The following is a 26,421-nucleotide window of genomic DNA, read 5'->3' as shown; positions in this document are numbered from 1 at the left end:
CCCGCCAGTCGCTGCCGGGAACGTCGCCGCCGTGTGGCACCCTGGATCGGTGGACCGGCTGAAGCAGGACGCGCGAGCGAAAGACCGGCGGGGCCCGACCGCCGGGTCGGCCCGGCGTTCAGGGTCTTCGGTGTCATCCGGGTCTTCCGGTTCGAGCGATCCGGAGTCCGACTCTCCGCGCGTCGGCCAGTACCGGCCCGCGCGCAAGCCCGCCCAGCGCGTGGGCGAGGACCGATACCGGCCGGGCGGACGGCGGACCAGCGCGGAGCCGCTCGCGGCCGCCTGGAAGCCCAAGGACGACGCGGAGAAGCGCCCGGCTCCGAAGAAGAAGCAGCGGTCGCCGTTCGGCCGGTTCGTGAAGACCTACGGCTGGCGCGTGTACGCGCTGCCGATTCTGGCCGTGATCACCGTGCTGGTCGCGGTCAACACCGCCTCCGGCCCGTCCGACGCCGGCACGGCGGGCAGCAGCGGCGAGGTCGCGTCCGGCGATTCCTCCTCGGGCTCGATCGACGGTGGCGGCGGCATCCCGGAGAACCCCGCGCAGCCGGTGAACCTCAACGTGCCCACCGCTGACCTGCCCAACGGCGGCAATTTCACGCAGGCAGGCAAGGGCACCTGGCACGTCGTGCAGGGCTCCGGCGACGTCGTGGGCAAGTCCGGGAAGCTCTACACCTACACGGTCGAGGTCGAGGACGGCATCGATCCGGCGAGCTACGCCGGAGACGACGGCTTCGGCACCGCGGTGCAGGGCATTTTGTCCGATCCGCGCAGCTGGACGTGGAACGGCGAGATCCGGTTGCAGCGGGTCGACGCGAGCTATCCGAACCCGAGTTTCCGGGTGAGCCTCACCACGCCGGAGACGACGCACCGGGCGGACGCGTGCGGGTTTCAGATCAAATTCGAGGCCTCGTGTTACCGGCGCACCATGGGCCGGGTGCTGATCAACCTGTCCCGTTGGGTGCGCGGCGCGAAGGTCTACGGCTCGGACATGACGGGGTACCGGCAGTACGCCATCAACCACGAGGTCGGGCACGCGCTGGGCAACAACCACGTGGGCTGTCCGGGAAACGACCAGCCCGCGCCGGTGATGATGCAGCAGTCGTTCGGCGTCGCCGACGACTACGTCGCGATGCTCAACAACATCCCCGGCGGCGACCGGGGCAAGGTCGCCGCGGACCATCACGTGTGCAAGCCGAACGCGTGGCCGAACCCGACCCCGCCGGGCCAGTAACAGAGTCTCACCATCTGGGAGCGGGGAAGTCCCTCTTGCCAGCGCGCGTTGGGGATACTGGGATCGACTACGCGACCCGCGCGAGTATGGAGGACCCGATGTCAGACACGGCACTGCCGCCGCTCGTCGAGCCGGCAGCCGAGCTCACCAAGGAAGAGGTGGCCCGGTACAGCCGTCACCTGATCATCCCGGACGTCGGGGTGGTCGGGCAGAAGCGGTTGAAGAACGCGAAGGTCCTGGTCATCGGTGCGGGCGGCCTCGGAAGCCCGGCGCTGCTGTACCTGGCGGCCGCCGGCGTGGGCACGCTCGGCATCATCGACTTCGACGTCGTCGACGAATCCAACCTGCAGCGCCAGGTGATCCACGGCCAGTCCGACGTCGGCAAGCTCAAGGCCGCGTCGGCGCAGGAGTCGATCGCCGAGATCAACCCGCTGGTCAAGGTGCACCTGCACACGGAGCGTCTCGAATCGGCGAACGCGCTGGAGATCTTCGAGCAGTACGACCTGATCCTCGACGGCACCGACAACTTCGCCACCCGCTACCTGGTCAACGACGCGGCGGTGCTGCTCGGCAAGCCGTACGTGTGGGGTTCGATCTTCCGGTTCGAAGGCCAGGTGAGCGTCTTCTGGGAGGACGCCCCGAACGGCAAGGGTCTCAACTACCGGGATCTCTACCCCGAGCCGCCGCCCCCCGGCATGGTCCCGTCGTGCGCCGAAGGCGGCGTGCTGGGCGTGCTGTGCGCGTCGATCGGCTCGATCATGGTGACCGAGGCGATCAAGCTCATCACCGGCATCGGAGAGCCCCTGCTCGGGCGCTTGATCTCCTATGACGCGCTGGAGATGAAGTACCGCGAGGTCAAGATCCGCAAGGACCCGGAGACCCCGAAGATCACCGAACTGATCGACTACGAAGCCTTCTGCGGCGTCGTGTCGGACGAGGCCGCCTCGGCCGCCTCCGGCAGCACCCTGACTCCCGCGGAACTCAAGGCCAAGTTCGACGCGGGCGAGGACTTCGCCCTGATCGACGTCCGCGAGCCGCACGAGTACGAGATCGTGAACATCAAGGGCGCCACGCTGATCCCGAAGGACCGCATCCTTTCCGGCGAGGCCTTGGCGGAACTGCCGCAGGACAAGCCCATCGTCCTGCACTGCAAGTCCGGCGCCCGCTCGGCAGAGGCCCTGGCCGCCCTGCACGCAGCCGGTTTCAAGGACGCCACCCACCTAGGCGGCGGCGTCCTGGCCTGGGCACGACAGATCGACCCAAGCCTGCCGACTTACTGAGCAAAGACGAGTCCGTGAAGGGCTCCTTGAGGGAATCTAATTCCCTCAAGGAGCCCTTCACGGCTTTCGAGCGCGCGACGATTGTCCGTGAGGGCCACCTTCACGGACTCTGAGTCCCTCAGGGTTCCCCTCACGACCTACGAACCGCAGCCGCTGCACCCACCGCTGGAGCCACCCACCCCGCCCCCAACCCCGATACGAAGCCTTCTCTGCGGTTCGGGGGTGCTTGTCAAGGCATCTTTCCCGCCTTGACAAGCACCCCCGAACCGTCAGGACAATCAAGCTTCGGGGTGGTGGCCCCCACTCGGCCGCAATGTCGCCGCCAGGCGACGAGCCGAACCAAGAAGCCCCCACGACCAGCGAGTCTCCCCAGGATCCGCACGGACACCGGGGTAACCTCCCCCTTTGTGCGGTCAACCCTCGAACGTCCCTCCGAACGCGTCTGCTCCGCGTTCGGCAGCGACGCCGACGCCATCACCCTCCTCCCGGATTCCGAATCCTGGCAATGCGCCGACGTGGTCTTCAAACGCGTCCAAGACCGCTCCCAAGCCCTCTGGACCGCCCGAGCCCTCGACTTCGCCGACGACCCGGGCCTACGGATCGCGAAACCAGTCCGCTCGAGAGACGGCCGCTGGATAGTCGGCGACTGGTCAGCCTGGCGATACCTCCCAGGCACCACCGAACACCGCTGCGAAGAATCCATCCTGGCCGCAGTCAAACTGCACCGAGCCACCGCAGACCTCCCCCGCCCGGACTTCCTCTCCTCCCGCGACGACCGGGACGCCATCGCCGACCGAATCGCCTGGGAAGAACAAGACCGTCCCCTCCCCGAGGAAAAAGGCGGCCGCTGGTTCGAAATCCTCGCCCCGGCCCGCCGCCCGATCAAACTCCCGCACCAGGTAGCCCACGGCGAACTCCTCGCCGGCCTCCTCTTCGACGGCGACGCGGCCCCCGGAGTGGTCGACTTCGTCCCGTACTACCGCCCAGGCGAATGGGGCGCGGCGATCGCAGCAGTCGACTCCTTGATCTGGGGCGGAGCCACCGGAGCCCTGCTCGAACGCTGGGCACACCTCCCCGAATGGCCTCAGCTCCTCCTGCGCGCCATGCTCTTCCGCCTGGCCTCGCACGCACTGGACCCCCGCTCCACCAACGCCGCCCTGGACGGCCTGCGCGCAGCCGCCCGCGAGGTCAGCGCGATCCTCTGACTCACTGCGCGCCCCCGCCGTGACGGCGGGCAATGTCAACTCCCCGAAACATTCCGGCACATCGGGGTAACACGGCGTCCTTACCGTCGGGTCATCGCCGACCCGAGGAGCGCCTGTGCCGCACGTCGACACACATTGCCCGTACTGCGCCTTGCAGTGCGGGATGCGCCTGGCTGAGACCCGGGTCACCCCAAGGGATTTCCCGGTCAACGCGGGCGGCCTGTGTCAGAAAGGCTGGACCGCCGGTTCGCTGCTGGAATCCGGTGCCCGACTGACCTCGCCGCTGCTCCGCCGAGACGGCGAACTGCAGCCGGTTTCCTGGGACGAGGCACTGGATTTCGTCGCGGCTCGCCTGCGATCCTCGCGACAGATCCACGGCGCGGACTCGGTCGCAGTGTTCGGCGGAGGCGGCCTCACCAACGAAAAGGCTTACCTGCTCGGGAAATTCGCCCGAATTGCGCTCGGAACGTCGCAAATCGACTACAACGGCCGATTCTGCATGTCCTCCGCCGCCGCAGCCGGGATCCGCGCGTTCGGCGTAGACCGCGGACTTCCTTTCCCTGTCACCGATCTTGCGGGCGCGGACGTCGTCCTGCTCGCCGGAGCGAACCCGGCCGAGACGATGCCGCCCTTCATGCAGCACCTCGACAGCGCGGAACTGATCGTCATCGACCCGCGTCGCACTCCGACAGCCGAGCGCGCCGCATTGCACCTCGCGCCCGCGCCGGGAACGGATCTTGCTCTGGCGTTGGGGATTCTGCACGCGGTCGTCGCCGAGGGGTATCTGGACAAGTCCTATGTGGATCTTCGGACCGCCGGGTTCGACGAGATGTGGCGGATCGCCGCGACCTGGTGGCCGGAGCGGGTCGAGCGGGTGACCGGCGTCTCGGCCGCGGATCAGCGCCGTGCGGCGGAAATGCTGGCCCGGGCGGGAAACGCGTATGTGCTCACCGGACGCGGGACGGAACAGCACGCGTCTGGCACCGCGACAGTCGGCGGGTGGATCAATCTCGCGCTGGCATTGGGATTGCCCGGCCGCGCCGGTTCTGGGTTTGGTTGCCTGACCGGGCAGGGCAACGGCCAGGGCGGACGAGAGCACGGGCAGAAGGCGGATCAACTGCCGGGATATCGCAAGATCGACGACCCGGCGGCGCGTGCGTATGTGGCCGGAGTTTGGGGCGTGCCGGCGGAAAGCTTGCCGGGGCCGGGCCGGTCGGCGGTCGAATTGCTCGAGGAATTGGGCGATTCGATCAAGGCGTTGCTGGTGTTCGGGAGCAACCCGGTGGTGTCCGCGCCGCGGTCGGCTCGTGTGCAGGACCGGTTGGCTGGACTGGATCTTCTCGTGGTGGCGGACTTCGTCCTGTCGGAAACCGCGGAATTGGCCGACGTGGTTTTCCCGGTTCCGCAATGGGCCGAGGAGGAGGGCACGTTGACCAATCTCGAAGGCCGGGTCCTCCTGCGGCAGCGCTCGATCCAACCACCGGACGGAGTGCGCAGCGATCTGTCTCTCTTGCGGGAGCTCGCAGTCCGCATTGGACAGCCAGCTGAGCGATTTCCGGACGACGCGGCGGAGGTTTTTGAGGAACTGCGTGCCGCGTCGAAGGGCGGTGCCGCGGACTACTCCGGCGTGACCTATCAACGGTTGCGTTCCGGGGAAGCGTTGCACTGGCCGATTCCGGACGAGAAACACCCGGGCACGCCGCGAATGTTTCTCGGCGGATTCGCGCATCCGGACGGCCGGGCGCGCTTCGTGGAGGTCGACCACAGTGGACCCGCCGAGTTGCCGGACGAGATGTTTCCGTTGCAGGCCACGACGGGCCGAGTGTTGCAGCATTACCAATCAGGTGCGCAGACTCGCCGGATCGCGGAGCTGACGGCGGTCGTGCCGGAGGTGTTCGTCGAGGTGCACCCGGATACCGCGGCGCGGTCCGGGCTGGCCGACGGCGATCGTGCGGTGGTGCGGTCGCGGCGCGGGGAGACGGTCGCGCAGGTGCGGTGTGTTTCGTCGATGCGAGCCGACCTGGTCTTCCTGCCGTTTCACTTTCCCGGTGCGGCACGGGCGAATCTGGTGACCAACCCCGCGCTCGACCCGGTGAGCCGGATGCCGGAGTTCAAAGTGTGCGCCGTGTCGTTGGCGAGGGCGGAAGCATGAGCGCGCGGAACGTCGTCATCATCGGATACGGAATGGCCGGTGCCCGGCTCGCGGACGAGATCCGGCGGCGCGACCCGGAAGCGGATCGAGTGCGGCTGACAGTGCTCGGCGAAGAGCCGCACCCGGCGTACAACCGGGTGTTGCTGTCCACTGTGGTCGCTGGCGGGATGCATCCGGAAACGGTGCGCCTGCACGATTCGGAATGGGCGGCGCAGGCGCAGGTTGACCTGCGGCTCGGAACGCGAGTGACGCGAATCGACCCGGCGCGGCGGGTGGTCCGCACTGAAACCGAGGATTTCCCTTACGACGCCGTGGTCCTCGCGACCGGTGCGGCGCCATGGTTGCCGCCGGTCGAAGGGCTCGAACTCGGCCCAGAGGTCGTGACGTTCCGGACCTTGGACGACTGTGCGCGCATCGTCGACGCAGCACGCCCGGGAGCACCGGTCGCGGTACTCGGCGGCGGGCTGCTCGGCCTGGAAGCCGCACGCGGGCTGGCCGGTCGCGGCGCGAACGTGACCGTGGTGCACCCGCAGCCGCATGTGCTGGAACGGCAACTGGATTCCGGCGCCGGCCGAGTGCTGGCGCGCCGGTTGGCAGAGCTGGGTGTCACCTTCCGGTTCGAGGTGACCGCCGCCCGGCACCTGCCCGGCGACGGCCTGAAACTCGACGACGGCAGCTTCGTTCCCGCCGACCTCGTGGTCGTCGCGGCCGGGGTGCGGCCGGAGACCTCGCTCGCCGAAGCCGCCGGACTCGCGGTGGATCGCGGCATCCTGGTCGACGATCTACTGAGGACTAGCGACGGCCGGATCCACGCATTGGGCGACTGCGCACGCCACCCAGGCGCGCCAGCGGGGTTGGTCCAGCCCGCGTGGGAACAGGCCGCAGTGCTCGCGGACCTGCTCACCGGCGCGGACGCCACGGCGCGGTATCGCGGCACTCGAACGGTAACTCGGCTCAAGGCCCGCGACATCGACCTCGCCGCACTCGGCGAAACGCAGGTGACCAGTGAGGACGACGCCGCTGAGGTCGTGACCTTCGACGATCCGTCCGGCGGCCGGTACGGCAAGCTCGTCGTGCGCGGCGACCGAGTGACCGGCGCGATCCTGCTCGGCTTGCCGGACGCGGCGGCGACCGTGACACAGCTGCACGACCGAGGCACGCCGGTCCCCGAAGATCGGCTCGCAGTTCTACTTGGCCGCGCGTTGCCCGCGGGCGCGCCGACAGCGGCGAGCCCGGCCGATCTTCCTTCGTCCACAGTGATCTGCCGCTGCAACGCGGTGACCAAAGGCCGGCTCATCGAAGCCTGGCGGGGTGGCGCCACCGACGCCGCCGCACTCGCCCGCACCACCCGCGCCACCACGGGTTGCGGCAGCTGCCGCGACACGGTCGGCGCGGTCGCGGACTGGCTGGCCGCGCAATGACCGCCCCCGGTACCAAGGAGGACGCCATGACCCGCCGTTGGATCGAGCACTGGGATCCCGAGGACGACGAGTTCTGGGAGACCACCGGCAAGCGCGTCGCCCGGCGCAACCTGTGGTTTTCCGTGTTCTCCGAGCACATCGGCTTCTCGATCTGGACATTGTGGTCAGTCGTGGTGCTGTTCATGGGCCCGGCTTACGGCTTCAGCGCGGCGGACAAGTTCCTGCTCGTCTCCACGCCGACGGTGGTCGGCGCGATCATGCGCATCCCGTACACCTTCGCGGTCGCGCGATTCGGCGGTCGCAATTGGACAGTCATCAGTGCTCTGTTACTGCTCATTCCGACGGTGCTGACCGCGGTCGTCTTGCACCCGGGCACCTCGCTCGGAACGTTCGTGTTGATGGCGGCGCTCGGCGGTGTCGGCGGCGGCAACTTCGCGTCGTCGATGGCGAACATCAACACTTTCTACCCAGAACGGCATAAGGGCTGGGCGCTCGGGTTGAACGCCGGTGGCGGAAACCTTGGCGTCGCAGTGATTCAGCTTGTCGGATTGCTCGTGATCGGCACTGCCGGTGCGACGGCTCCGCGACTGGTGCTCTACATCTACCTTCCCCTGATCGTCATCGCCGCGACGTGCGCCGCGTTGTTCATGGACAACCTGGCCAGCGTTCGCGGTGACACCAAGGCAATGCGCGAAGTAGTCCGCTTTGGACACACCTGGGTCATGTCGCTGCTGTACGTCGGCACGTTCGGTTCCTTCATCGGTTACAGCTTCGCCTTCGGATTGGTGCTGCAGAACCAGTTCGGCCGGACGCCGTTGCAGGCGGCCGCGGTGACGTTCCTCGGTCCGCTGCTGGGTTCACTGTCCCGGCCGATCGGCGGCTGGCTGTCGGATCGCATCGGCGGTGGCCGAGTCACCTTCGCGACCTTCGGCGCGATGGCGCTGGCGACCGTGGTGCTGGTGCTGGCTTCCTCGGCTGACTCGCTGGCGACGTTCACCGCCGCGTTCATCGTTTTGTTCGTGCTCACCGGAATCGGCAACGGTTCGACGTACAAGATGATCCCGGCGATCTTCCAGGTGAAGGCTCGGGCGGAGATTCAGGCCGGTGCGGACGAAGCGACGGAATTGCGGAACGCGCGCCGGCTGTCCGGAGCCTTGATCGGGTTGGCGGGCGCGATCGGCGCGCTGGGCGGATTGTTCATCAACCTCGCGTTCCGGCAGTCGTTCGCCACCGCGCACAGCGGCGTCCCGGCGTTCGTCGGATTCCTGGTCTTCTACGCGGTGTGCGTGGGTGTGACGTGGTTCGGCTATCTGCGCAAGCCAGCGGTGCGCGCGCAGGTGGCGTTGGCAGGAGCGGAGGTCTGAAATGCCTACAGTGGTGGTCGCCGGGCACGGAATGGTCGCGCACCGGTTCGTGGAGGCACTTCGCGCGGCAGACGCGGCGGGCGAGTGGCAGGTCGTCGTCTTCGGCGAGGAGAACCGTCCCGCTTACGACCGGGTCGCGCTGACCTCCTATGTGGACAGCTGGGATCCGGCGGCGCTGGCGTTGCCGGGATCGGATTACGCCGAAGACGACGCGGTCGACCTTCGCCTCGGCGAGGTCGTTGTTTCGGTGGATCGCGAAGCCAAGACGGTGACAACGGCGGCCGGACACGTGCAGCCGTATGACTCGCTCGTGCTGGCGACCGGTTCTCGTCCGTTCGTGCCGCCGGTGCCGGGCCGGGATCTGCCCGGCGTCTTCGTGTACCGGACGATCGAAGACCTCGACGCCATTCGCGCGGCGGCCGAACGGCAAGGACGCGGCCGTCGGGCGGCGGTGGTCATCGGCGGTGGTCTGCTCGGCCTGGAAGCGGCGAAGGCGTTGCGGGACATGGGCTTGTCGCCGCACGTCGTGGAAATGGCACCGCGATTGATGCCCTTGCAGGTCGACGATGGCGGCGGCGGGCTGCTGCGGCGGTTGATCGCGAACCTCGACGTGACCGTCCACACCGGAACTTCAACGGACGCGATCGAGGCGGACGGATCGCGATTGCTGGCCAAGCTGGGCAACGGCACCGAGCTGGATGTCGACCTGGTGGTCTTTTCGGCGGGTGTCCGCCCTCGTGACGACCTGGCCCGGGAGTCCGGTTTGGACGTTGGCGAGCGCGGCGGCGTGCTGGTCGACGCGACGTGCCGGACCAGCGATTCGGCGGTCTACGCGATCGGTGAGTGTGCGGCGGTCGAAGGCCGGGTGTACGGCATTGTCGCGCCGGGATACGCGATGGCCGAGGTGGTCGCGGCGCAGCTCACCGGTGCCGCGGCGAGCTTCCCCGAGCCGGACACCGCGACGAAGCTGAAGCTGATGGGCGTGGACGTCGCCAGTTTCGGCGACGCGCACGCGGCCACCGAAGGAGCGCTGGAAGTCGCGGTGAACGACGCCGTGGCCGGGACGTACAAGAAGCTCGTGGTGACCGACGACGGCCGGACGCTGCTCGGCGGGGTTCTGGTCGGCGACGCGGCGGAATACAACACGCTGCGGGCGTTGGTCGGCCGTCCGCTGCCTGCCGACCCGGGCGCGTTGCTCGCGCCGGCCGGCGGCGGCGCGGCGGTCGGCGTGGACGCCTTGCCGGACGAGGCGCAGGTTTGTTCGTGCAACGGGGTTTCCAAGGGTGCGCTGACCCGGGCGATCACTGAGGACGGCTGCGATTCGGTCGGGAAGCTGAAGTCGTGCACGCGGGCAGGAACCTCGTGCGGTTCGTGCGTGCCGATGCTGGCGAAGCTGCTGAACGCCTGCGGCGTCGAGCAGTCGAAGGCGCTGTGCGAACACTTCACGCAGTCGCGCGCGGAGCTGTTCGAGATCATCCGGGCGACGCAGATGACGACGTTCAGCGAGGTGGTGAGCCGCTACGGCACCGGGACCGGTTGTGCGGTCTGCAAGCCCGCGGTGGCGTCGATCCTGGCGACGCTGGGCAACGGGCACATCCTCGGTGGCGAGCAGGCCTCGCTGCAGGACACGAACGACCGGTTCCTCGCGAACATGCAGCGCAACGGCAGCTATTCCGTGGTGCCGCGGATTCCCGGCGGGGAGATCACGCCGGAGAAGCTGATGGTGATCGCGCAAGTCGCGCAGGATTTCGGGCTGTACACGAAGATCACCGGCGGACAGCGGATCGACCTGTTCGGGGCCACTGTGGACCAGCTGCCGGAGATCTGGCGGCGACTGGTCGACGCGGGCTTCGAGTCCGGGCACGCGTACGGAAAGTCGTTGCGGACAGTCAAATCCTGCGTTGGTTCGACCTGGTGCCGGTATGGCGTGCAGGACAGCGTGGGGCTGGCGATCGACCTGGAGTTGCGGTATCGAGGTCTGCGGTCGCCGCACAAGATCAAGGCCGGGGTGTCCGGGTGTGCGCGTGAATGTGCTGAAGCGCGCGGCAAGGACTTCGGCGTGATCGCTACCGAACACGGATGGAACCTTTACGTCGGCGGCAACGGCGGGGCAACTCCTCGGCACGCGGAGCTGCTGGTGTCTGATGTGGACACCGAAACGCTGGTGCGCACAATCGACCGGTTCCTGATGTTCTACGTGCGCACGGCGGATCGGTTGCAGCGCACGGCACCGTGGATCGAGGAGCTGGACGGCGGACTGGATCACCTGCGCGCGGTGATCGTGGACGACAGCCTCGGCATCTGCGAGGACCTGGACGCGGCGATGGCGAAACACGTCGAGGGTTACACCGACGAATGGCGCGGGGTGCTGGAGGATCCGGACAAACTGGCGCGCTTCAGTTCGTTCGTGAACGCGCCGGGGACGCCCGATCCGTCGATCTCGTTCCGCGAGGAGCGGGAACAGCGGATCCCGGTGCTGCTGGGAGTTCCGGAGGTGCGGCGATGACCATGACCTCATCCTGGACCGCGGTGTGCGCGGCAGTGGACATTCCGGAGTTCTCCGGCGCCGCGGCACTGGTCGACGGCCAGCAGGTCGCGGTGTTCCACGCCGGCGACGGCTGGTACGCACTGTCCAATTGGGACCCGTGCAGCGGCGCGGCCGTGCTGTCGCGCGGGATTGTCGGCGACGCCGGGGGAGAGCCGGTGGTCGCGTCGCCGGTCTACAAAGAACGGTTTTCGCTCCGAAGCGGAGAGTGCCTGGACGCGGAAGGCGTTTCGGTGCCGGTGTATCCGGTTCGCGTACGGGACGGGGTGATCGAGGTGGGATCACCGTGACCGACGTCCGGCCGCTGGCCGGGTTCACGGTGGGAATCACGGCAGCGCGCCGAGCTGAAGAGCTGGGCGCGCTGCTCGTGCGCCAGGGTGCCGCGGTCCGCTATGGACCGGCGATCCGGATCGTGCCGCTGGCCGACGACACCGAGCTGCATTCGGCGACGATGCGATTGCTGGAGTCGCCAGTGGACCTTGTCGTGGCGACGACTGGGATCGGCTTTCGCGGCTGGATCGAGGCCGCGGAAGGGTGGGGTCTCGGGGATAAAGTGCTCGACCATCTGTCGAATGCCTCGCTGCTGGCTCGCGGCCCGAAAGCGGCTGGCGCGGTGCGGACGGCGGGGCTGGCGGAGGACTATTCGCCCGCTTCGGAGAGCAGCGCGGAACTGTTGCAGTACCTGACCAAGTCCGGAGTGGACGGACGGCGGATCGCGCTTCAGCTGCACGGCGAGCCGTTGCCGTTCTTCGCGGAGACCCTTCGGCAGGCAGGCGCCGAGGTGATCGAGATCCCGGTGTACCGCTGGGTGGCTCCGGCGGACCCGGGACCGCTCGACCGGCTGTTGGACGCGGTCCTGGAAGGCACGATCGACGCCTTGCCGTTCACGAGCGCGCCCGCTGCCGCGTCGACCGTCGCGATGGCGCGGCGGACTGGCCGGCTCGGCGCGCTGGTCGAGGTGTTGAGCAGCCGGGTGGCGGTGGCGTGCGTCGGTCCGATCACCGCTGCGCCGCTTGCCTCGCTGGGTGTTCCGACTGTCCAACCGAGACGGTCGCGAATAGGGGCGCTGGCGCGAACGGTCGCCGAGACCTTGGTCGCGGCCTCGCCGACGCTGTACGCCGCAGGCCATGTGCTGCAGGTCCGCGGCACCGGCGCGCTGGTCGACGGCGAATGGCGCGAGATCGCCCCGGCCCCGATGGCGCTCCTGCGCGCCCTCGCCCGGCAACCTGGCCGGGTGGTCGCGCGCCGGGAATTGTCCGCCGAGCTTCCGTCCGGCGGCGAGGCGCACGCGGTGGAGACGGCGATCGGCCGGTTGCGAACGTCTCTTGGCGGCACCGGAGTGGTGCAGACTGTGGTCAAGCGGGGCTATCGGCTGGCGGTGAATCCCGGCGACACCCCGGTGCCGATCGGCTAATCTCGGCCTGGTGCGGATGGTCCCGATTCCGCCGGGAACGGTGACGCTCACCGACCGGCGGACAGAACGCAGCTGGACAGTCGACGTGCCCGCGTTCGAGCTAGGCGCGTTCCCGATCACTCAAGAGGAATACAGCGGCGGCGGAGGACTACCCGCGGTCGAGGTGTCCTGGTTGGACGCGGTGCGGTTCTGCAACACACTGTCCGAACGCGACGGACTGTCGCCCGCTTACGCGATTGGCGACGAGGTGGAGTGGGACCGGTCCGCGTCCGGCTACCGTCTGCCTGCCGAAGCTGAGTGGGAACACGCCTGCCGCGCTGGCACCGAAGGCCCTAGGTACGGCGACCTGGACGAGATCGCCTGGTACGAAGGAAACTCCGGCGGCCGGCTGCATCCCTCCGGCGAGAAGCGTCCGAACGCCTGGGGTGCTTACGATCTGCTCGGCAACAGTTGGGATTGGTGCTGGGATCTCTACGATCCGGCCGTGTACGGCGAGTATCGAGTGCTCAAGGGTGGCGGCTGGGCGGACGAACACTGGAGCGTCCGGGTGTCCGTGCGCCGCCGGAGCCACCCGACCTTCCGGGTGGACGACGTCGGCTTTCGCGTCGCACGGTCCAGTTAGGACTGTGCGGAGTCCCACCAGGACAGAATCCGGGTTCCGTACAGCGTCAGCCACTTGGAGGGTTCTCCGGCCGGGACGTCGACCTCGAACCACATGTCGCCGTTGAGCCGGCCGTCCTGCAGCCAGGTTCCGTCCGGCTGCCGGGCGGCGCGAACCCGTTCCACCGCGTCGGAGAGCCGTGGGTCAGGCGGAAGGTCGTCCACGATCGCGGCCTCGCGGAAGTGTTCGACCGCGTTGATCGCGCTGTAATGCCACCGCACCGGATACGCGAAATGATCTACCCACGAGGCCACCTGCTCGCCGGTCGAGAGCCGGTACAGCAGACGGCGTTCCAGCAGATACTCCTCGCCGGCGCGGCGGGCGGCGTGCGTCTCGTCGGTGCCGCCGGTCGCGATGTCGTAGGCGAGCAGGCCCTTCACCGCGTTCAGCGTCGAGTGGAAGGACGAGCGTTTCGACCCGTCGACCCATTCGCAGTTCCAGCCGCCGTCGGCCAGCTGGTGCGCGGGGAACCAATGGGCGAGCTGGGAGACGTCCACGCCGAGCCAGCCGCCGTTCGCGAGGGTCCAGGCGTTGATGCAGACGTCGACCTCGCCGTCCCAGTAAGGCAGATTGTCGTATTCCCAGCGGGAATTCTCCGCGATCAATTCCGCGGTCCGGCGAGCGCGCAGCACCGCCGAATCCAGGCCCCATTCCCGGAGCATGTTGAGCGACCAGGTGGTGGCCGTCCACGGCTGCCCGGTGTCCGGGCCTGGGGTGAATTGCGCCGGGAAGAACGCGCCGCCTGCCCATTGCCCGTCCGGGTCTTGGCGGGCGAGGAGTTGCGCGCCGAAGCCCTCGGTCGCGATCTTGTGCCGGGTGGCCGTCCAGACTTCGGGCGGCGCGTCCGCTAAGTCCCGTTCGACCTGCCAGCGCAACGTCGGGTCTGAGTCGAGCAGCCATTTCAGCACGTCAGGACTTTATCCCGCCGGTCAACCCCACGTCACGGAGAAGTCCTGGTAGCCGCGGGCGGACGCGGCCCGGGCCGCCTCGTCCTCTGCGGCTTGGCGGTCCGAGCGGCGGAGCGGATCGAATTCGGCCAGCGTGAAGGCGAGGCGTTTGCCCGACGCTTTCATCCGCCAGGTACCCATGATCTCGCCGTCGACCAATAACGCACCAGGGCTGCCGAGAATCTTCCACACCTCTTTCGCCCGCGCTTTGTCCGGGACGAGGACGGCTTTGTCACGGCCCTGCGTGTACGGATCGAGCGGCGGCAACAGGCGTACTCCGGCGGCCGACGGCGGGTTCTCCAACGCGGGCACCCGATCTTTCGGGATGAAGGCCCGTCGACCGTCCACTTTGACCTCAGCGAGCGAGGAAGGCCAAGTCTCGCTTACGGAAGTCTTCGCGGTGCCGAGAAACCCCGCCGAGTCGCCTTGCGTCGCAGGTCCGTTGAAGCGCAAATACTGCTCGATCACTCGCGAAACCGCCGCCGGGACCGGGCGCGTGGACATCCGTCCGCGATCCTCCAGCGGGGCGAGCGTCGCCGGGGATTGCCCGGCTTCGAGCCGTGCGCCGCCGTGCAGGGAGGCGATTCGCATGAGCTGTTCGTGCACGTGAGTGGCGTTGCAGCCGCGGCACCAGCGGCTGAACGCGGGCGGCAGCAGCTTCGTGATCTCGCCGCTCACCGCGCCCTTGGTCATCGGCTTGGTGACCACTTTGCGGATTGCCCGCGCGGTGGTGAACACAATGTCCACAGGGGACACGTCAGCGGCCTGGATGTCCTTCTTCTGCCACAACATCCGGGCCAGCGCGTCCGGATCGTCGACCGGCACCAAAGCTGCCGTCAGCTCCCGAAGATCCGCGCGCCGGTGGAAATGCGGCGCGCCCCGGTGCGACCACACCAGGGCGAGCCGCTGATCGTCCACAAGCGACTCCGGCGTCACCTCATCCGGCATCCGGGCTGCTAGTGCGAGAAGAGCGGTGTCGCGCATGCTGTCCTGCAGACCGAGGTCCAGCAGCGGCAGGTCGTACGGATCGGCGACGGAGCGGTGCAGCCCCTGCTCGGCGATCCGGTACGCCAGCGCCTGTTCGCGCGACACCTCCAGCATCCCGGCCTCCTTCAGATCTTGTAGTCGAAGGTGTACGACACAGTCGGCTCGCCCAGCACGCCGTGCACCGTGCCGGAGCCGCTGATGCCGGCCAGCTCGCCGGTGCCGGAGCCGGGCACGACCTCGAACGTCGAGCGGATGCTCTTCGGGTCGAAGCCCCACTCCTGGCGGACCACGAACGTGCCGCGGCGGCCGTCGACAGTGCCCTCGAACCGGTCGTAGCCCGGCGACGTGGTCGCGCCGCCGTCGTAGCCTTCGCCCGGGTAGTACAGCAGGTAGTCGCCAGTGGCCGCACCCTGAATGACGCCCGAGTACTCCATCGCGGCGTGCACGTACGCGACGCGCGGGCTGCCCTCCTCGCCGCTCGCCACGTGCTCTTCCCACTTCGTCATGCCAAACGTGTTCATGCCGCTTACTCAATCACGCATACCTGCCATCTTGTGTCAGGTATTTCAGTCATACTTGCCGCATGCGTGCCGGCCGTTTGCTCACCGTGCTTCTCCTGCTGCAGAACCGCGGCCGGATGACCGCCGAGGAATTGGCCGCTGAGCTGGAGGTTTCGGTCCGGACGGTGTACCGCGACATCGACGCGCTGTCGGCCTCGGGGGTGCCGGTGTACGCCGACCGCGGGCGCAGCGGCGGTTACCAGCTCGTCGACGGCTACCGGACGCGGCTGACCGGCCTCAACGAGGACGAAGCCCAGTCGCTGGCGCTGGCCGGGCTGCCGGTGGCGGCCGCGGAGCTGGGGCTCGGCACGGTGCTGGCGGCCGCGCAGCTGAAGCTGTACGCGGCGTTGCCGCAGGAGCTGCGCAGCCGCGCCGGCCGCGTCGCGGAGCGCTTCTACCTCGACGTCCCCGGCTGGCACCGGGGCATCGAAAGCCTGCCGACGCTGTCCGCGGTGGCCGACGCGGTGTGGTCCGCGCGGCGGATCCGCGTCCGGTACGAACGGTGGGGACAGCGCGAGGTCGAGCGGGTGCTGGAACCGCTGGGGCTGATCCTCAAAGCGGGCAACTGGTACCTCGCCGCCCGGTGCGAGGGGACCGATCGCACCTACCGGATTTCGCGCATCCACGAGCTGACCGACCTCGGCGAGGAGTTCGAGCGACCGGCGGAATTCGACCTCGCCGGTTACTGGCAGGAGTGGTCGGAGCAGTTCGAACGCCGGATGTACCCCCGAAAGGCGACAGTGCGCCTCTCGCCGCGCTCCCAGGCTCTCGTACCGTTCTACGCGGGCAGCGTCGGCGCCCGGGCGCTTCGCGAGGCAGTCGCCGCCGGAGCGGAACCGGACGGCGACGGATGGTTGACGATCGACCTGCCGGTCGAACCGGGCGAAGCGGCGATCGGCGAACTGCTGCGGTTCGGGCCGCATCTGGAGGTGCTGGCGCCGGAGGACCTGCGGACGGAACTGGCGGCGGCGGTCCGGGAGATGGGGCAGAGGTATGAATGACCTGATCAGGGCGCTGCTGCCGGGCGCGACTTCACCGGAGACGAGGCAAACGGATGGGTGAGCTGGACGGCGTGCGGATCGGCGTCACGGCCGAGCGGCGCGCGGACGACCTGATCGGCGCGTTGCTCAGGCACGGTGCGGAAGTGCGGCACGCGCCGACGATCACGATCGTCCCGCTCCCCGACGATCCGGAACTGCGCCGGGGCACCGAAGCCGTCCTCGCCGCGCCGGTCGACCTCACCGCGGTCACCACCGGGGCGGGGTTCCGCGGCTGGCTCGACGCCGCCGAAGGCTGGGGCCTGCGCGACGCGCTGCTGGACTCGCTGGCCGGGTCACGCATCTTCGCGCGCGGGCCGAAAGCGGTGGGCGCGGTGCGTGGCGTCGGTCTGCGCGAGCAGTACTCCGCGCCCGGCGAGACCAACGACGAGCTGTTCGGCGCGCTCACCGAAGCGGGTGTCGACGGCGCGCGCGTGGCGTTGCAACTGCACGGCGCACCGCTGCCGGAGTTCACCGATCCGCTCGAGGCGGCGGGGGCGTCGGTGCTCGCGGTGCAGCCCTACCGCTGGCACACGCCGCCGAACCCGGAGCCGGTGTTCTCGTTGATCCGCGAAGTGCTGTCGGGAGAACTGGCCGCGTTGGTGTTCACCAGCGCCCCGGCCGCGACGAATTTCCTGACGCTCGCCGACGAATCCGGGCGCGGTGCGGAGCTGCGCGAGACCCTGCGCGGTGGCACGGTCGTCTGCGCGTGCGTTGGTCCGGTGACCGCTGCGCCGTTGGAGGCAGCGGGAATCCGCACGCTACAGCCGGAGCGCCAGCGGCTAGGCGCGTTGGTGAAGCTAGTGGTCGCGAAGCTCGGTTAGGACGCTTCGGCCTGCTGTCGTCCGGCGGCTTCTTCGCTGAGGCCTTGCCGCCAGTAACCGGTGAAGCAGATGGCGGTCTTGTCGAAGCCGCGCTCGCGGACAAGGTGTCGCCGAACGAGCTTCACGACACCTGCTTCGCCGGACACCCACGCGTACGGCGTGCCGTTGGGCAACTCGGCCGCGCGTACGGCGTCGACGAGCGCTTCGCCGTGCGTACGCGCACCGCGGACCACCCAGTGCACTTCGACCGCACCGTTGGTCTCGAAGGTCTGTCGCTCCGCGCGGTCCGGAATCTCGACGTACACCGACGCGCGCGTCGATTGCGGCAGCCGCTCGAGAATCCCGCCGATCGCCGGCAGCGCTGTTTCGTCACCGACCAACAGTTGCCACGTCGTCCCGTCCGGCACGTCGTACAACCCGTGCGGCCCGAGGAACGCGACGCGCGCGCCGACCGCCGCCTGCCCGGCCCACGTCGACGCCGGGCCGCCGCTCTCCTCGTGCAGCACGAAGTCGACGTCCACCTCGCCGCTCTCCGGACGCGCCGCGCGCACCGTGTACGTCCGCATCGGCGGCCGGACGTCGTCGGGCATCGCGAGGTAGCGGCGGTACCACGACAGGACGTCGTCCTCGCCCATCTCAGCGGGCGGCAGATGCGGCTCCTCGTCGCCGGGGAGCGGGAAGAACACCTTCACGTACGCGTCCGGCGCCACCGGCCCCGCCGCGGCGAGCCCCGGGCAGTCGAACGTGACCCGAGCCATGTGCGGCGTGACCCGCCGAACCGCAGTGACCTTGCCGGGGTGGTAAGTGAGGGTGCCCATGAGGTGAGGCTAACCTAAACCGCGCGGCGCGGGCTATGGCCGGTGAGGATGGCGGACGCCACGTTTGCCGGGATTGGGCGGGGACCGGCCGCGATAGCAGGGCTTGGCGGCGATGAGCAGGTCCGTGAAGGGCTCCTTGAGGGAATCTAGTTCCCTCAAGGAGCCCTTCACGGACATCTGCGGGAGTGGAGAGCCGCCCCGGCCCGGCTTCGCCCCGGCCGCGCGACACCACTGCCAAAACCCCAATGCGGCATTGGGTGCGCGCGACGCACCGAATGCCACATTGGGTGCGTCAGATGCACCCAATGTGGCATTGGGGCGGAGTCCTGCCGAGCAGCGGTGCCGTCTCGCACGCGCAGCAGCGCTGTCCGGAAGCCATGGCGCGGAAGTGGTCGTGCGGAGGCCGTGGTGCGGGAGTGGTCGTGCGGAGGCCGTGGCGCGGGAGTGGTCGTGCGGAGGCCGTGGTGCGGGAGTGGTCGTGCGGAGGCCGTGGTGCGGGGAAGTAGCCGTTGCGGAAGATCTAGAACAAGCCGGGCGGCTCGTCCTCGCCCGGTTCCTCCCCGTCCGGCCGCCAGCGGTACTTCCGCAGGTCCACCTTTTCGCCGTCCGCCAGCACGCCCTCGGCGCGCAGCCGTTCGAGCTGTTCGTGCAGCAGATGCGGCGCGGGAGTCCCGTTCGCGCGGAGGATGCGGTGCCAGGGCAGGTCGTGGCCGTCCTCGGCGAGGGCGCGGCCGACCATGCGCGGAGAGGGAGCACCGGAGAGCGCTGCGACGTCGCCGTACGTCGCGACTGTCCCCGCGGGTACGTCGGCGATGACTGCGCGTATCCGCTCGTGCAGTTCGTCGTTCATGACCCGGCAGATGATAGTCCCGCCGAGGGGTGTGCCGGTGCGCCACCCGGGTGAGCGGGCATGGTTCCATCGCTGATGTGCACGTGCGGAGAGCAGGGAACGGACAGGCGCGGCTGGTGCGCCCGCCGGTCCCCGCCGCACCCACGTTCACCTGGGACGAGGACGCTCGACGGCTGCTGTCGGCCCCCTCGGGATTCCGCCGCGTGCTCGGCGGGCCGGGCACCGGCAAGACCGCGTTGCTCGCCACCGCGGCCGCGCGCCGGATCGCGGAGGGGGCGGATCCGGAGAGCGTGCTGCTGCTCACGACGTCCCGCCGGGCGGCGGACGCGTTGCGGGCCGATCTCACGCGACGGCTCACGTCCGATCCGGACCAGGAGTCTCCGCTGCCGCGCACGGTGAGTGAACCGCTCGTGCGCACAGTGCATTCGTACGCGTTTTCGTTGCTGCGCCTGGAAGCTCGCGCGGAGGAGCTGCCGCCGCCGCGATTGCTGGCCGGAGCGGAGCAGGACGTGGTCGTGCGTGAGCTGCTGGAGGGCGACCTGGACGAGGGCGCGACCGGGTGGCCGGAGCAGTTGCGTCCGGCGCTGACCGTGCCCGGGTTCGCCGAGGAACTGCGCGACCTGCTGATGCGGGCGGCCGAGCGGGGGCTCGGGCCGGAGGATCTCACCGAACTCGGGCATCGCCAGGATCGCGAGGAGTGGGTCGCGGCGGGGGAGTTCTGGGCGCAGTACGAGGAGGTCACCCAGCTGCAGGGGGCCGGAGGGAACGCGCTCGGCCTGCCTGCCGCGCCCGCGCTCGACGCCGCCGAATTGGTGACGTCGGCGTTGCTCGCGCTGGAGGACGACGAGGAGCTGCGCGAGCGCGAACGAGGCCGGGTGCGGCACTTGTTCGTCGACGACGCGCATCACCTGGATCCGTTGCAGGTCCAGCTGATCCGCACGATCGGGCACACCGCGGAGGAATTCGTGGTGGCCGGCGATCCCGATCAGTCGGTGTTTTCTTTCCGTGGCGCGGACCCGAAACTGTTCGCCGATTCCGACAATGACGGCGACCGGACGGTCATGCTGACCACGTCGCACCGGCTCGCTCCGACTGTCCGGGCGGCGGTCGCGAAGCTCGGTGCGACGCTTCCGGGTGCCTCGGCGCATCGGAAGCTGGTTACCCCGCAAGGGAAACGCGGCGGCAAGGTGCGGGTGCGGCTGATGCCGACTCCGGCGGCGGAGGCGAGCTGGATCGCTGACCAGCTGCGTCGGGCGCATCTTGTCGACGGGGTGCCGTGGTCGGAGATGGCGGTGCTGGTGCGGTCTCCGGCGCGGACTTTCCTTGTGTTGCAACGTGCCTTGCGCGCTGCTGGGGTGCCGATCGGTTCGGCTACTGAGGAATTGCCGTTGGCGAAACACTCCGCGGTCCGGCCGTTGCTGGCGGTTTTGCGGATCGCGGCCGAGCCGGAACTGCTGGACGTCGACATCGCGGAGATGCTGCTGTCCTCGTCGCTTGGTGGGGCTGATCCGTTGGCGTTGCGTCGGCTGCGCCGCGGTCTGCGTCGGCTGGAGTTGGCTGGCGGTGGGCAGCGGTCGAGTGACGAACTGCTCGTGGAAGCATTGCGGGGCGGGGACATTCTCGTCGGTCTCGCTGACAACGAAGCGCTGCCGGTGCGTCGGGTCGGCAAGCTGTTGAGTGTCACGCACCAGGCGGTGAGCCGCGGTGACGGCGTCGAGCAGGTGTTGTGGGAGCTGTGGCAGGCGAGCGGGCTGCAGGAACGGTTGCTGCGGTTGGTGGATCGCGGTGGTTCGCTGGGCGCGCAGGCTGATCGTGACCTGGACGCTGTGGTGGCGTTGTTCGATTCGGCGGGCCGGTATGCCGACCGGTTGCCCAAGGCGAGTGTCGCGGCGTTCGCGGATTATCTGTCGTCGCAGAACATCGCGGGGGACACCCTTGCGCCCGCGGCTATTCCGGGTGAAGGGGTTTCGCTGCTTACCGCGCACGCGTCCGCGGGTCGCGAGTGGACAGTCGTCGCGGTCGCCGGGGTGCAGGAGGGTGCGTGGCCGGACATGCGGCTGCGCGGGTCGTTGCTGGGTGTGGAGCGGCTGGTCGATCTGCTGTCCGGAGTGGACGAACACGACAAGGTGTCCGCGATCGCGCCGATTCTCGCCGAGGAGCGGCGGCTGTTCTATCTCGCGGCGAGCCGGGCGCGCCGGACGCTGTTGGTGACCGCCGTGGCCGGGGAAGACGAGCAGCCGTCCCGGTTCCTCGACGACCTCGAGGAGAACGGCGCCGACGACGGCATGCTCGACTCCCGGATGAAACCGCCGGGCCGGTCGCTCGTGCTGGCCGAGTTGGTCGGCGAGCTGCGCGAGGTCGTGTGCGACGACAAGACCGACCCAGAGCGGCGGAAGCGAGCGGCGAAACAGCTTGCCCGGCTCGCCGCGGCTGGGGTTCCGGGCGCGCATCCGGACACTTGGTACGGGTTGATGGAAGCGTCCACTGAGGACCCGGTGCACGGGCCGGGCGACCTCATGCGGATCTCTCCGTCCACTGTGGAAATCCTCGTGAAGTGCCCGCTGCGCTGGTTGATCGAACGGCACGGTGGCAGTGATCCGGCGCAACTGGCGGCGGTGACCGGAACTCTCGTGCACGGCCTGGCGCAAGCGATCGCGGGCGGGAGCACCGAGGAGCAGATCCAGGCCGCGCTGGACGAGGCGTGGGTGCGCGTGGACGCTGGCGCGCCGTGGTTTTCCCGGCGCGAGCGGTCCCGAGTGGAGCTCATGCTGCGCAACTTCGTGTCGTGGCTGGAAAAATCGCGGCAGGAGCTGATCGAGGCCGGGGTCGAGCAGGACATCGAGGTCGAGTTGCCGATGGGCGACGAAGAGGTCCGCGTGCTGCTGCGCGGGCGCGTCGACCGGGTCGAGATGGACAAGGACGGCCGCCCGGTGATCGTGGACATCAAGACCGGCAAGGTCCCGGTGTCCGGTGCGGACGCGGAGAAACACCCGCAGCTCGCGGCGTATCAGCTGGCCGTGCTGCTGGGCGCGGTCGAGGGCAAGAACACGCCCGGCGGCGCGAAACTCGTCTACGTCGCGAAAGGGAACAACAAAACCGGGGCCACACAACGGGATCAGCCGCCGATGGACGAGGGCAGCGGTCGCGAGTGGCTGGAACTCGTGCGATCCGCCGCGGCTGCGGCAGTCGGTCCGGATTACCAGGCGCACGAGAACGCCGACTGCGACCGGTGCCCGGCGCGCGGTTGCTGCCCGCTGCGTCCGGAAGGGCGTCAGGTGACCGGACCGTGAGCCCGGTGGTGATCGCCAACCCCGTCGGACCCGCGGAGATCGCCGACGCACTGGGGTTGCACCGTCCGACGCCCGAGCAGGCGACCGTGATCGCGTCGCCGGTCGAGCCGTCGCTGGTCGTCGCGGGCGCGGGCGCGGGCAAGACCGAAACCATGGCCGCGCGCGTGGTCTGGTTGGTGGCCAACGGAATCGTGAGCCCGGAGCGGGTGCTCGGCCTGACCTTCACCCGGAAAGCCGCGCGTCAGCTCGGCGAGCGGGTGCGGGCGCGGCTTCGGCGGCTTGCTGGCTCGGGGCTGTTGGAGCGACTTGATCCGTCGGGCGCGTTGCGGTCCACTGTGGTCGCTGGCGAACCGACTGTGCTGACTTATCACGCGTATGCCGGGCGTTTGCTGTCGGAACACGGTTTGCGGCTTCCGGTGCAGCCGGGCGTCCGGTTGCTGTCGGAGACTTCGTCGTGGCAGCTTGCGCATCGGGTGGTGTCCACTTGGGACAATGACCTGGACACCGACCGGGTGCCGCCGACGGTCACCGCGCAATTGCTCGCGCTGGCCGGTGAACTTGGCGAGCATCTGATTTCGACGGAGAAGCTCGGGCAGTACACCGAGTGGCTGTGCGAGGTCATCGAAAACGCGCCGCGGGCTAAAGGACAGCGCGCGTCGCTTCCGGTGAAGCTTCAGGACGTGCTGGCAGCACAACGGTTTCGGCTCGCGCTGCTGCCATTGGTCGAGGATTACCACCGGCGCAAACGCGCGGAAGGCGCGCTGGATTTCGCGGATCAGATGTCGCTGGCCGCGCAGCTCGCGGACGGATATCCGGCGGTGGTCACGGGGGAGCGCGAGCGTTATGGGGCCGTGCTGCTGGACGAGTATCAGGACACTGGGCACGCACAGCGAGTGTTGCTGCGGTCGTTGTTCGGCGGGGTTGACCATCCGCCGATGCCGGTGACCGCGGTCGGCGACCCGGCGCAGGCGATTTACGGCTGGCGCGGCGCGAGTGCGGCGAACCTGCCCCGGTTCACCACGGATTTCCCGCGCCGCGGCGAGGAACGGCTCGAAACCGCGCACGAATTCGGGCTGCTCACGAGTTTCCGCAATCCGCCGGAAATTCTGGAGCTGGCCAACGCGATCTCGGAACCGTTGCGGCAGCGCGGACTTGGCGTCGAACGGCTGCGCGCGCGGGACGGCGCCGGACCGGCGGACATCGCGGTCGCGTTGCTGCCGGATGTGCGCGCGGAACGCGAGTGGGTCGCCGACGCGATGGCACAGCGCTGGCATGCGGAGAAAGAGGAATCCGGCAAGCCGCCGACCGCCGCGGTGCTGGTTCGCCGCCGGGCGGACATGGCCCCGATCGCGGCGGAAATGCGCATGCGCGGGCTGCCGGTGGAGGTCGTGGGCCTCGGCGGATTGCTGGACGAACCGGAGGTCGCCGACCTCGTGTCCACGTTGCGGGTGCTCGCCGATCCGCTCGCGGGCAGCGCGGCCGCACGGCTGCTGACCGGTGCGCGCTGGCGGATCGCGGCGGCGGACGTCGCGGCGTTGTGGCGGCGGGCCAACGAACTCACCTCGCCCGAACCGCGCGCGCAGGAGGGCGAGGAGCCGGAACTGGTCGCCGAACGCGCGGAGCAGGCCGGGCTGATCGATGCCGTCGACGAACCCGGCGCGCCCGAGCGTTACTCCGCGGAGGGGTATCGCCGCATTCGTCGGCTCGGTGCGGAATTGACCGCGTTGCGGCGGCGGTTGGATCAATCGCTGCCGGAATTGGTCGCGGATGTCGAACGCACGATGCTGCTGGATGTCGAATCGCTCGCCCGTCCCGGGTCGGCTGGTCGCGCGCATTTGGACGCGTTCGCCGAAGTCGTTACTGATTACGCGGAAACCGCGCCGACCGCGACCTTGTTGTCCTTTGTGGACTATCTGAACACTGCGGCACATGCGGAAGACGGCCTCACGCCTGGTGAAGTGCAGGTCGTTCCGGACCGGGTGCAGGTGCTCACCGTGCACTCGGCCAAGGGGCTGGAGTGGGAAGTAGTGGCTGTTCCGCACCTGGTCGCTGGGGTGTTCCCGGGCAAACGTCGTTCGTCGTCATGGTTGCGCACTTCTACCGCGCTGCCCGCGCATTTGCGTGGTGACGCGGCGGATCTGCCGAAGCTGCAGGTCGCGGAAGGCTATGACCGCAAGGAAGTTCAGGAAGCACTGGAACTGCACGAGGAAGGGTTCGTCGCGCGAGAGGCCGACGAGGAGCGACGGTTGTGTTACGTCGCGCTGACCCGTTCCGAGCGCGCGCTGCTCGTTTCCGGGCATTGGTGGAACGAAAGCAGCACGCGCGCCAAGGGGCCGTCGATCTTCCTGTCCGAGATCGCCGAGGTGATGGGCGAGGCCGATCCGCCGCTGGGCGTTGTGGACGTCTGGGCTGACGAACCGGCCGAGGACGACGAAAACCCGCTGGTCGCGGACTCGCGAGCGGCGAAGTGGCCGGTGGATCCGCTGGGCGACCGGCGGTCCGGCGTGGCCACCGGGGTGGATCTGCTGCTGGCGGAAATGGCGGCGCTGGAAGAAGAACCCGAACCGGAACCCGAAGCGGAAGCCGAGCCTCTTCCGGCGGCCGACGACGACGAAATCCCGCTGCCGCCGGAACCCGAGGACGAAGAGGAATACCTGGCAGAAGACTTCGAAGACGACGAAGACGTCGTCGACCCGGAAGACCCAGATGGCTGGGCCGCTGACACCGACGTCCTGCTCGCCGAACGCGCCCGCTCGCAGTCCACAGTGGATCGAGTCGCGCTGCCCGCGCAGCTGAGCGTGAGCCAACTGGTGGACTTGGCGTCCGATGCGGACGCGCTGGCGCAACGCCTGCGTCGCCCACTTCCGTTGCCGCCCAACACCTTCGCCCGCCGCGGCACCGCGTTCCACAGCTGGCTGGAACAACGCTTCTCCGGCGACCGGCTGCTGGAGATCGACGACCTGCCCGGCGCGGCCGACGTCGGCGAGGCTCCGGACACTGATTTCGAAGCCCTGCAAGAAGCTTTCGAGAACAGCGAATGGTCCGACCGCGTCCCGGTGGCCGTGGAGGTGCCGTTCTCCGCGGACGTCGAAGGCATCACCCTGCGCGGCCGGATGGACGCGGTGTACGCCGATCCGGACGGCGGCTGGACTGTTGTGGACTGGAAAACCGGCTCGGTCCCGTCCGAAGAACGGTTGCCGGCACTGGCGGTTCAGCTCGGCGCGTACCGATTGGCGTGGGCGGCGCTGAAGAAAGTTCCGGTGGAACGGGTGCGCGCGGCTTTCCACTATGTCCGACCTGGACACACGTTGCGCCCAGCCGATCTCCTGGACGCGGAAGGCCTGCGTGCCTTGCTGCGCAACGTTCCGCGAGAGTAAGAGCTAGGCCCGATCGCGCACGGTCAACGCCCAGCTCACCAACGGCCACTGCATCGGCAACCGCAGCCACGCCACCGCACGATCCCGGGCCGGACGTCCGCGCCGCTGGTAGTCCAGCGCCATCTTCACGTTCCCCGGGAACACCCCGACGAACAGCAGCGCCGCCGCCAGCCCGCCCAGCCGCCGCGTGCGCGGCAACGCGATCCCAGCGGCGACAGTCAACTCGGCGGCACCGGAGGCGTAGGTCCAGGTGCGCCGGTCACCGGGCAACTCCTTCGGGACCAGCGCGTCGAACGGCTTCGGCCGGACGAAGTGCAGGACGCCGGCCCCGGCCAGGAGGGCGGCGAGAAAATGGGCCGGACGTTGCGACGCGCGAGGCTCGGACATGCGGCAAGCCTGCCACAGCATGATCGCCGTGACGGGTGTGCGGGTGCTCCGATTGGGTTATCCTCCCGGCT

The 26,421-nt window shown here is 69.0% G+C and carries 20 protein-coding genes; 14 read left to right on the top strand and 6 right to left on the bottom strand.

Annotated elements, in window-relative coordinates; genetic code table 11:
* The first annotated feature begins 49 nt into the window (after positions 1 to 49).
* From ABD156_RS46865 to ABD156_RS46820, 10 genes are all read left to right on the top strand, one after another.
* Positions 50 to 1,231, top strand: a complete 1,182-nt coding sequence (locus ABD156_RS46865) for a DUF3152 domain-containing protein (RefSeq protein WP_344288557.1) — start codon at positions 50 to 52, stop codon at positions 1,229 to 1,231.
* 98 nt (positions 1,232 to 1,329) lie between these two features.
* Positions 1,330 to 2,511, top strand: a complete 1,182-nt coding sequence (gene moeZ, locus ABD156_RS46860; protein ID WP_182894351.1) for an adenylyltransferase/sulfurtransferase MoeZ — start codon at positions 1,330 to 1,332, stop codon at positions 2,509 to 2,511.
* Between the two features lie 407 nt (positions 2,512 to 2,918).
* A complete protein-coding gene (locus ABD156_RS46855) occupies positions 2,919 to 3,716 on the top strand; it encodes a TIGR02569 family protein (protein WP_344288553.1) in 798 nt (265 codons plus the stop codon).
* 115 nt (positions 3,717 to 3,831) lie between these two features.
* Positions 3,832 to 5,868, top strand: a complete 2,037-nt coding sequence (locus ABD156_RS46850) for a molybdopterin oxidoreductase family protein (protein ID WP_344288551.1) — start codon at positions 3,832 to 3,834, stop codon at positions 5,866 to 5,868.
* A complete protein-coding gene (locus ABD156_RS46845; RefSeq protein ID WP_344288549.1) occupies positions 5,865 to 7,289 on the top strand; it encodes an FAD-dependent oxidoreductase in 1,425 nt (474 codons plus the stop codon). Before ABD156_RS46850 ends, ABD156_RS46845 begins: the two co-directional genes overlap by 4 nt.
* Positions 7,290 to 7,315: 26 nt before the next feature.
* Positions 7,316 to 8,653: a nitrate/nitrite transporter gene (locus tag ABD156_RS46840; protein ID WP_344288547.1), complete on the top strand. Its 1,338-nt coding sequence runs from the start codon at positions 7,316 to 7,318 to the stop codon at positions 8,651 to 8,653.
* A gap of 1 nt (position 8,654) precedes the next feature.
* Entirely contained in the window at positions 8,655 to 11,159 is a 2,505-nt protein-coding gene (gene nirB / locus ABD156_RS46835; RefSeq protein WP_344288545.1) for a nitrite reductase large subunit NirB, read from the top strand.
* Positions 11,156 to 11,488: a nitrite reductase small subunit NirD gene (gene nirD / locus ABD156_RS46830; RefSeq protein WP_377926006.1), complete on the top strand. Its 333-nt coding sequence runs from the start codon at positions 11,156 to 11,158 to the stop codon at positions 11,486 to 11,488. Before nirB ends, nirD begins: the two co-directional genes overlap by 4 nt.
* On the top strand, positions 11,485 to 12,612 hold the full coding sequence (locus tag ABD156_RS46825) for a uroporphyrinogen-III synthase (protein ID WP_344288543.1): 1,128 nt from the start codon (positions 11,485 to 11,487) through the stop codon (positions 12,610 to 12,612). Before nirD ends, ABD156_RS46825 begins: the two co-directional genes overlap by 4 nt.
* Positions 12,613 to 12,622: 10 nt before the next feature.
* A complete protein-coding gene (locus ABD156_RS46820; protein ID WP_344288541.1) occupies positions 12,623 to 13,234 on the top strand; it encodes a formylglycine-generating enzyme family protein in 612 nt (203 codons plus the stop codon).
* Here ABD156_RS46820 and ABD156_RS46815 read toward each other — a convergent pair.
* The 3 genes from ABD156_RS46815 to ABD156_RS46805 are packed head-to-tail and all read right to left on the bottom strand — an operon-like array spanning position 13,231 to position 15,728.
* Entirely contained in the window at positions 13,231 to 14,181 is a 951-nt protein-coding gene (locus ABD156_RS46815) for a squalene cyclase (RefSeq protein ID WP_344288539.1), read from the bottom strand. The two genes, ABD156_RS46820 and ABD156_RS46815, sit on opposite strands and share 4 nt — an antisense overlap.
* Positions 14,182 to 14,202: 21 nt before the next feature.
* Entirely contained in the window at positions 14,203 to 15,321 is a 1,119-nt protein-coding gene (locus tag ABD156_RS46810) for a DNA glycosylase AlkZ-like family protein (protein WP_344288537.1), read from the bottom strand.
* A gap of 11 nt (positions 15,322 to 15,332) precedes the next feature.
* A complete protein-coding gene (locus ABD156_RS46805; RefSeq protein WP_344288535.1) occupies positions 15,333 to 15,728 on the bottom strand; it encodes a DUF3224 domain-containing protein in 396 nt (131 codons plus the stop codon).
* A 62-nt stretch (positions 15,729 to 15,790) separates the two neighbouring features.
* Here ABD156_RS46805 and ABD156_RS46800 point away from each other — a divergent pair, with 62 nt between their 5' ends.
* Entirely contained in the window at positions 15,791 to 16,768 is a 978-nt protein-coding gene (locus tag ABD156_RS46800; protein ID WP_344288534.1) for a helix-turn-helix transcriptional regulator, read from the top strand.
* Positions 16,769 to 16,821: 53 nt separating this feature from the next.
* Entirely contained in the window at positions 16,822 to 17,628 is an 807-nt protein-coding gene (locus tag ABD156_RS46795; RefSeq protein WP_344288532.1) for a uroporphyrinogen-III synthase, read from the top strand.
* Here the strand turns inward: ABD156_RS46795 and ABD156_RS46790 are convergent.
* Both ABD156_RS46790 and ABD156_RS46785 read right to left on the bottom strand, forming a co-directional pair.
* Positions 17,625 to 18,446 carry a siderophore-interacting protein gene (locus ABD156_RS46790; protein ID WP_344288530.1) on the bottom strand — a complete coding sequence of 274 codons (822 nt, stop codon included), beginning with the start codon at positions 18,444 to 18,446 and terminating at the stop codon, positions 17,625 to 17,627. The two genes, ABD156_RS46795 and ABD156_RS46790, sit on opposite strands and share 4 nt — an antisense overlap.
* A 520-nt stretch (positions 18,447 to 18,966) precedes the next feature.
* Positions 18,967 to 19,296, bottom strand: coding sequence for an MGMT family protein (locus ABD156_RS46785; RefSeq protein WP_344288528.1), 330 nt, complete (start codon positions 19,294 to 19,296; stop codon positions 18,967 to 18,969).
* 116 nt (positions 19,297 to 19,412) lie between these two features.
* On the opposite strand from ABD156_RS46785, the gene ABD156_RS46780 reads away from it, so the two are divergent.
* Together ABD156_RS46780 and ABD156_RS46775 are read left to right on the top strand one after the other, a co-directional pair.
* Positions 19,413 to 22,586, top strand: a complete 3,174-nt coding sequence (locus ABD156_RS46780; RefSeq protein ID WP_344288897.1) for an ATP-dependent helicase — start codon at positions 19,413 to 19,415, stop codon at positions 22,584 to 22,586.
* Complete coding sequence (locus tag ABD156_RS46775; protein ID WP_344288527.1) at positions 22,583 to 25,963, top strand: ATP-dependent helicase; 3,381 nt, start codon at positions 22,583 to 22,585, stop codon at positions 25,961 to 25,963. Before ABD156_RS46780 ends, ABD156_RS46775 begins: the two co-directional genes overlap by 4 nt.
* Before the next feature lie 3 nt (positions 25,964 to 25,966).
* Here ABD156_RS46775 and ABD156_RS46770 read toward each other — a convergent pair whose 3' ends face one another.
* Positions 25,967 to 26,350: a DoxX family protein gene (locus ABD156_RS46770; protein WP_344288525.1), complete on the bottom strand. Its 384-nt coding sequence runs from the start codon at positions 26,348 to 26,350 to the stop codon at positions 25,967 to 25,969.
* Between the last annotated feature and the right edge of the window lie 71 nt (positions 26,351 to 26,421).

It is taken from the genome of Amycolatopsis albidoflavus (genome assembly GCF_039525725.1).
Taxonomy (GTDB): domain Bacteria; phylum Actinomycetota; class Actinomycetes; order Mycobacteriales; family Pseudonocardiaceae; genus Amycolatopsis; species Amycolatopsis albidoflava.
This window is presented reverse-complemented; position numbering and strand designations above follow the sequence as displayed.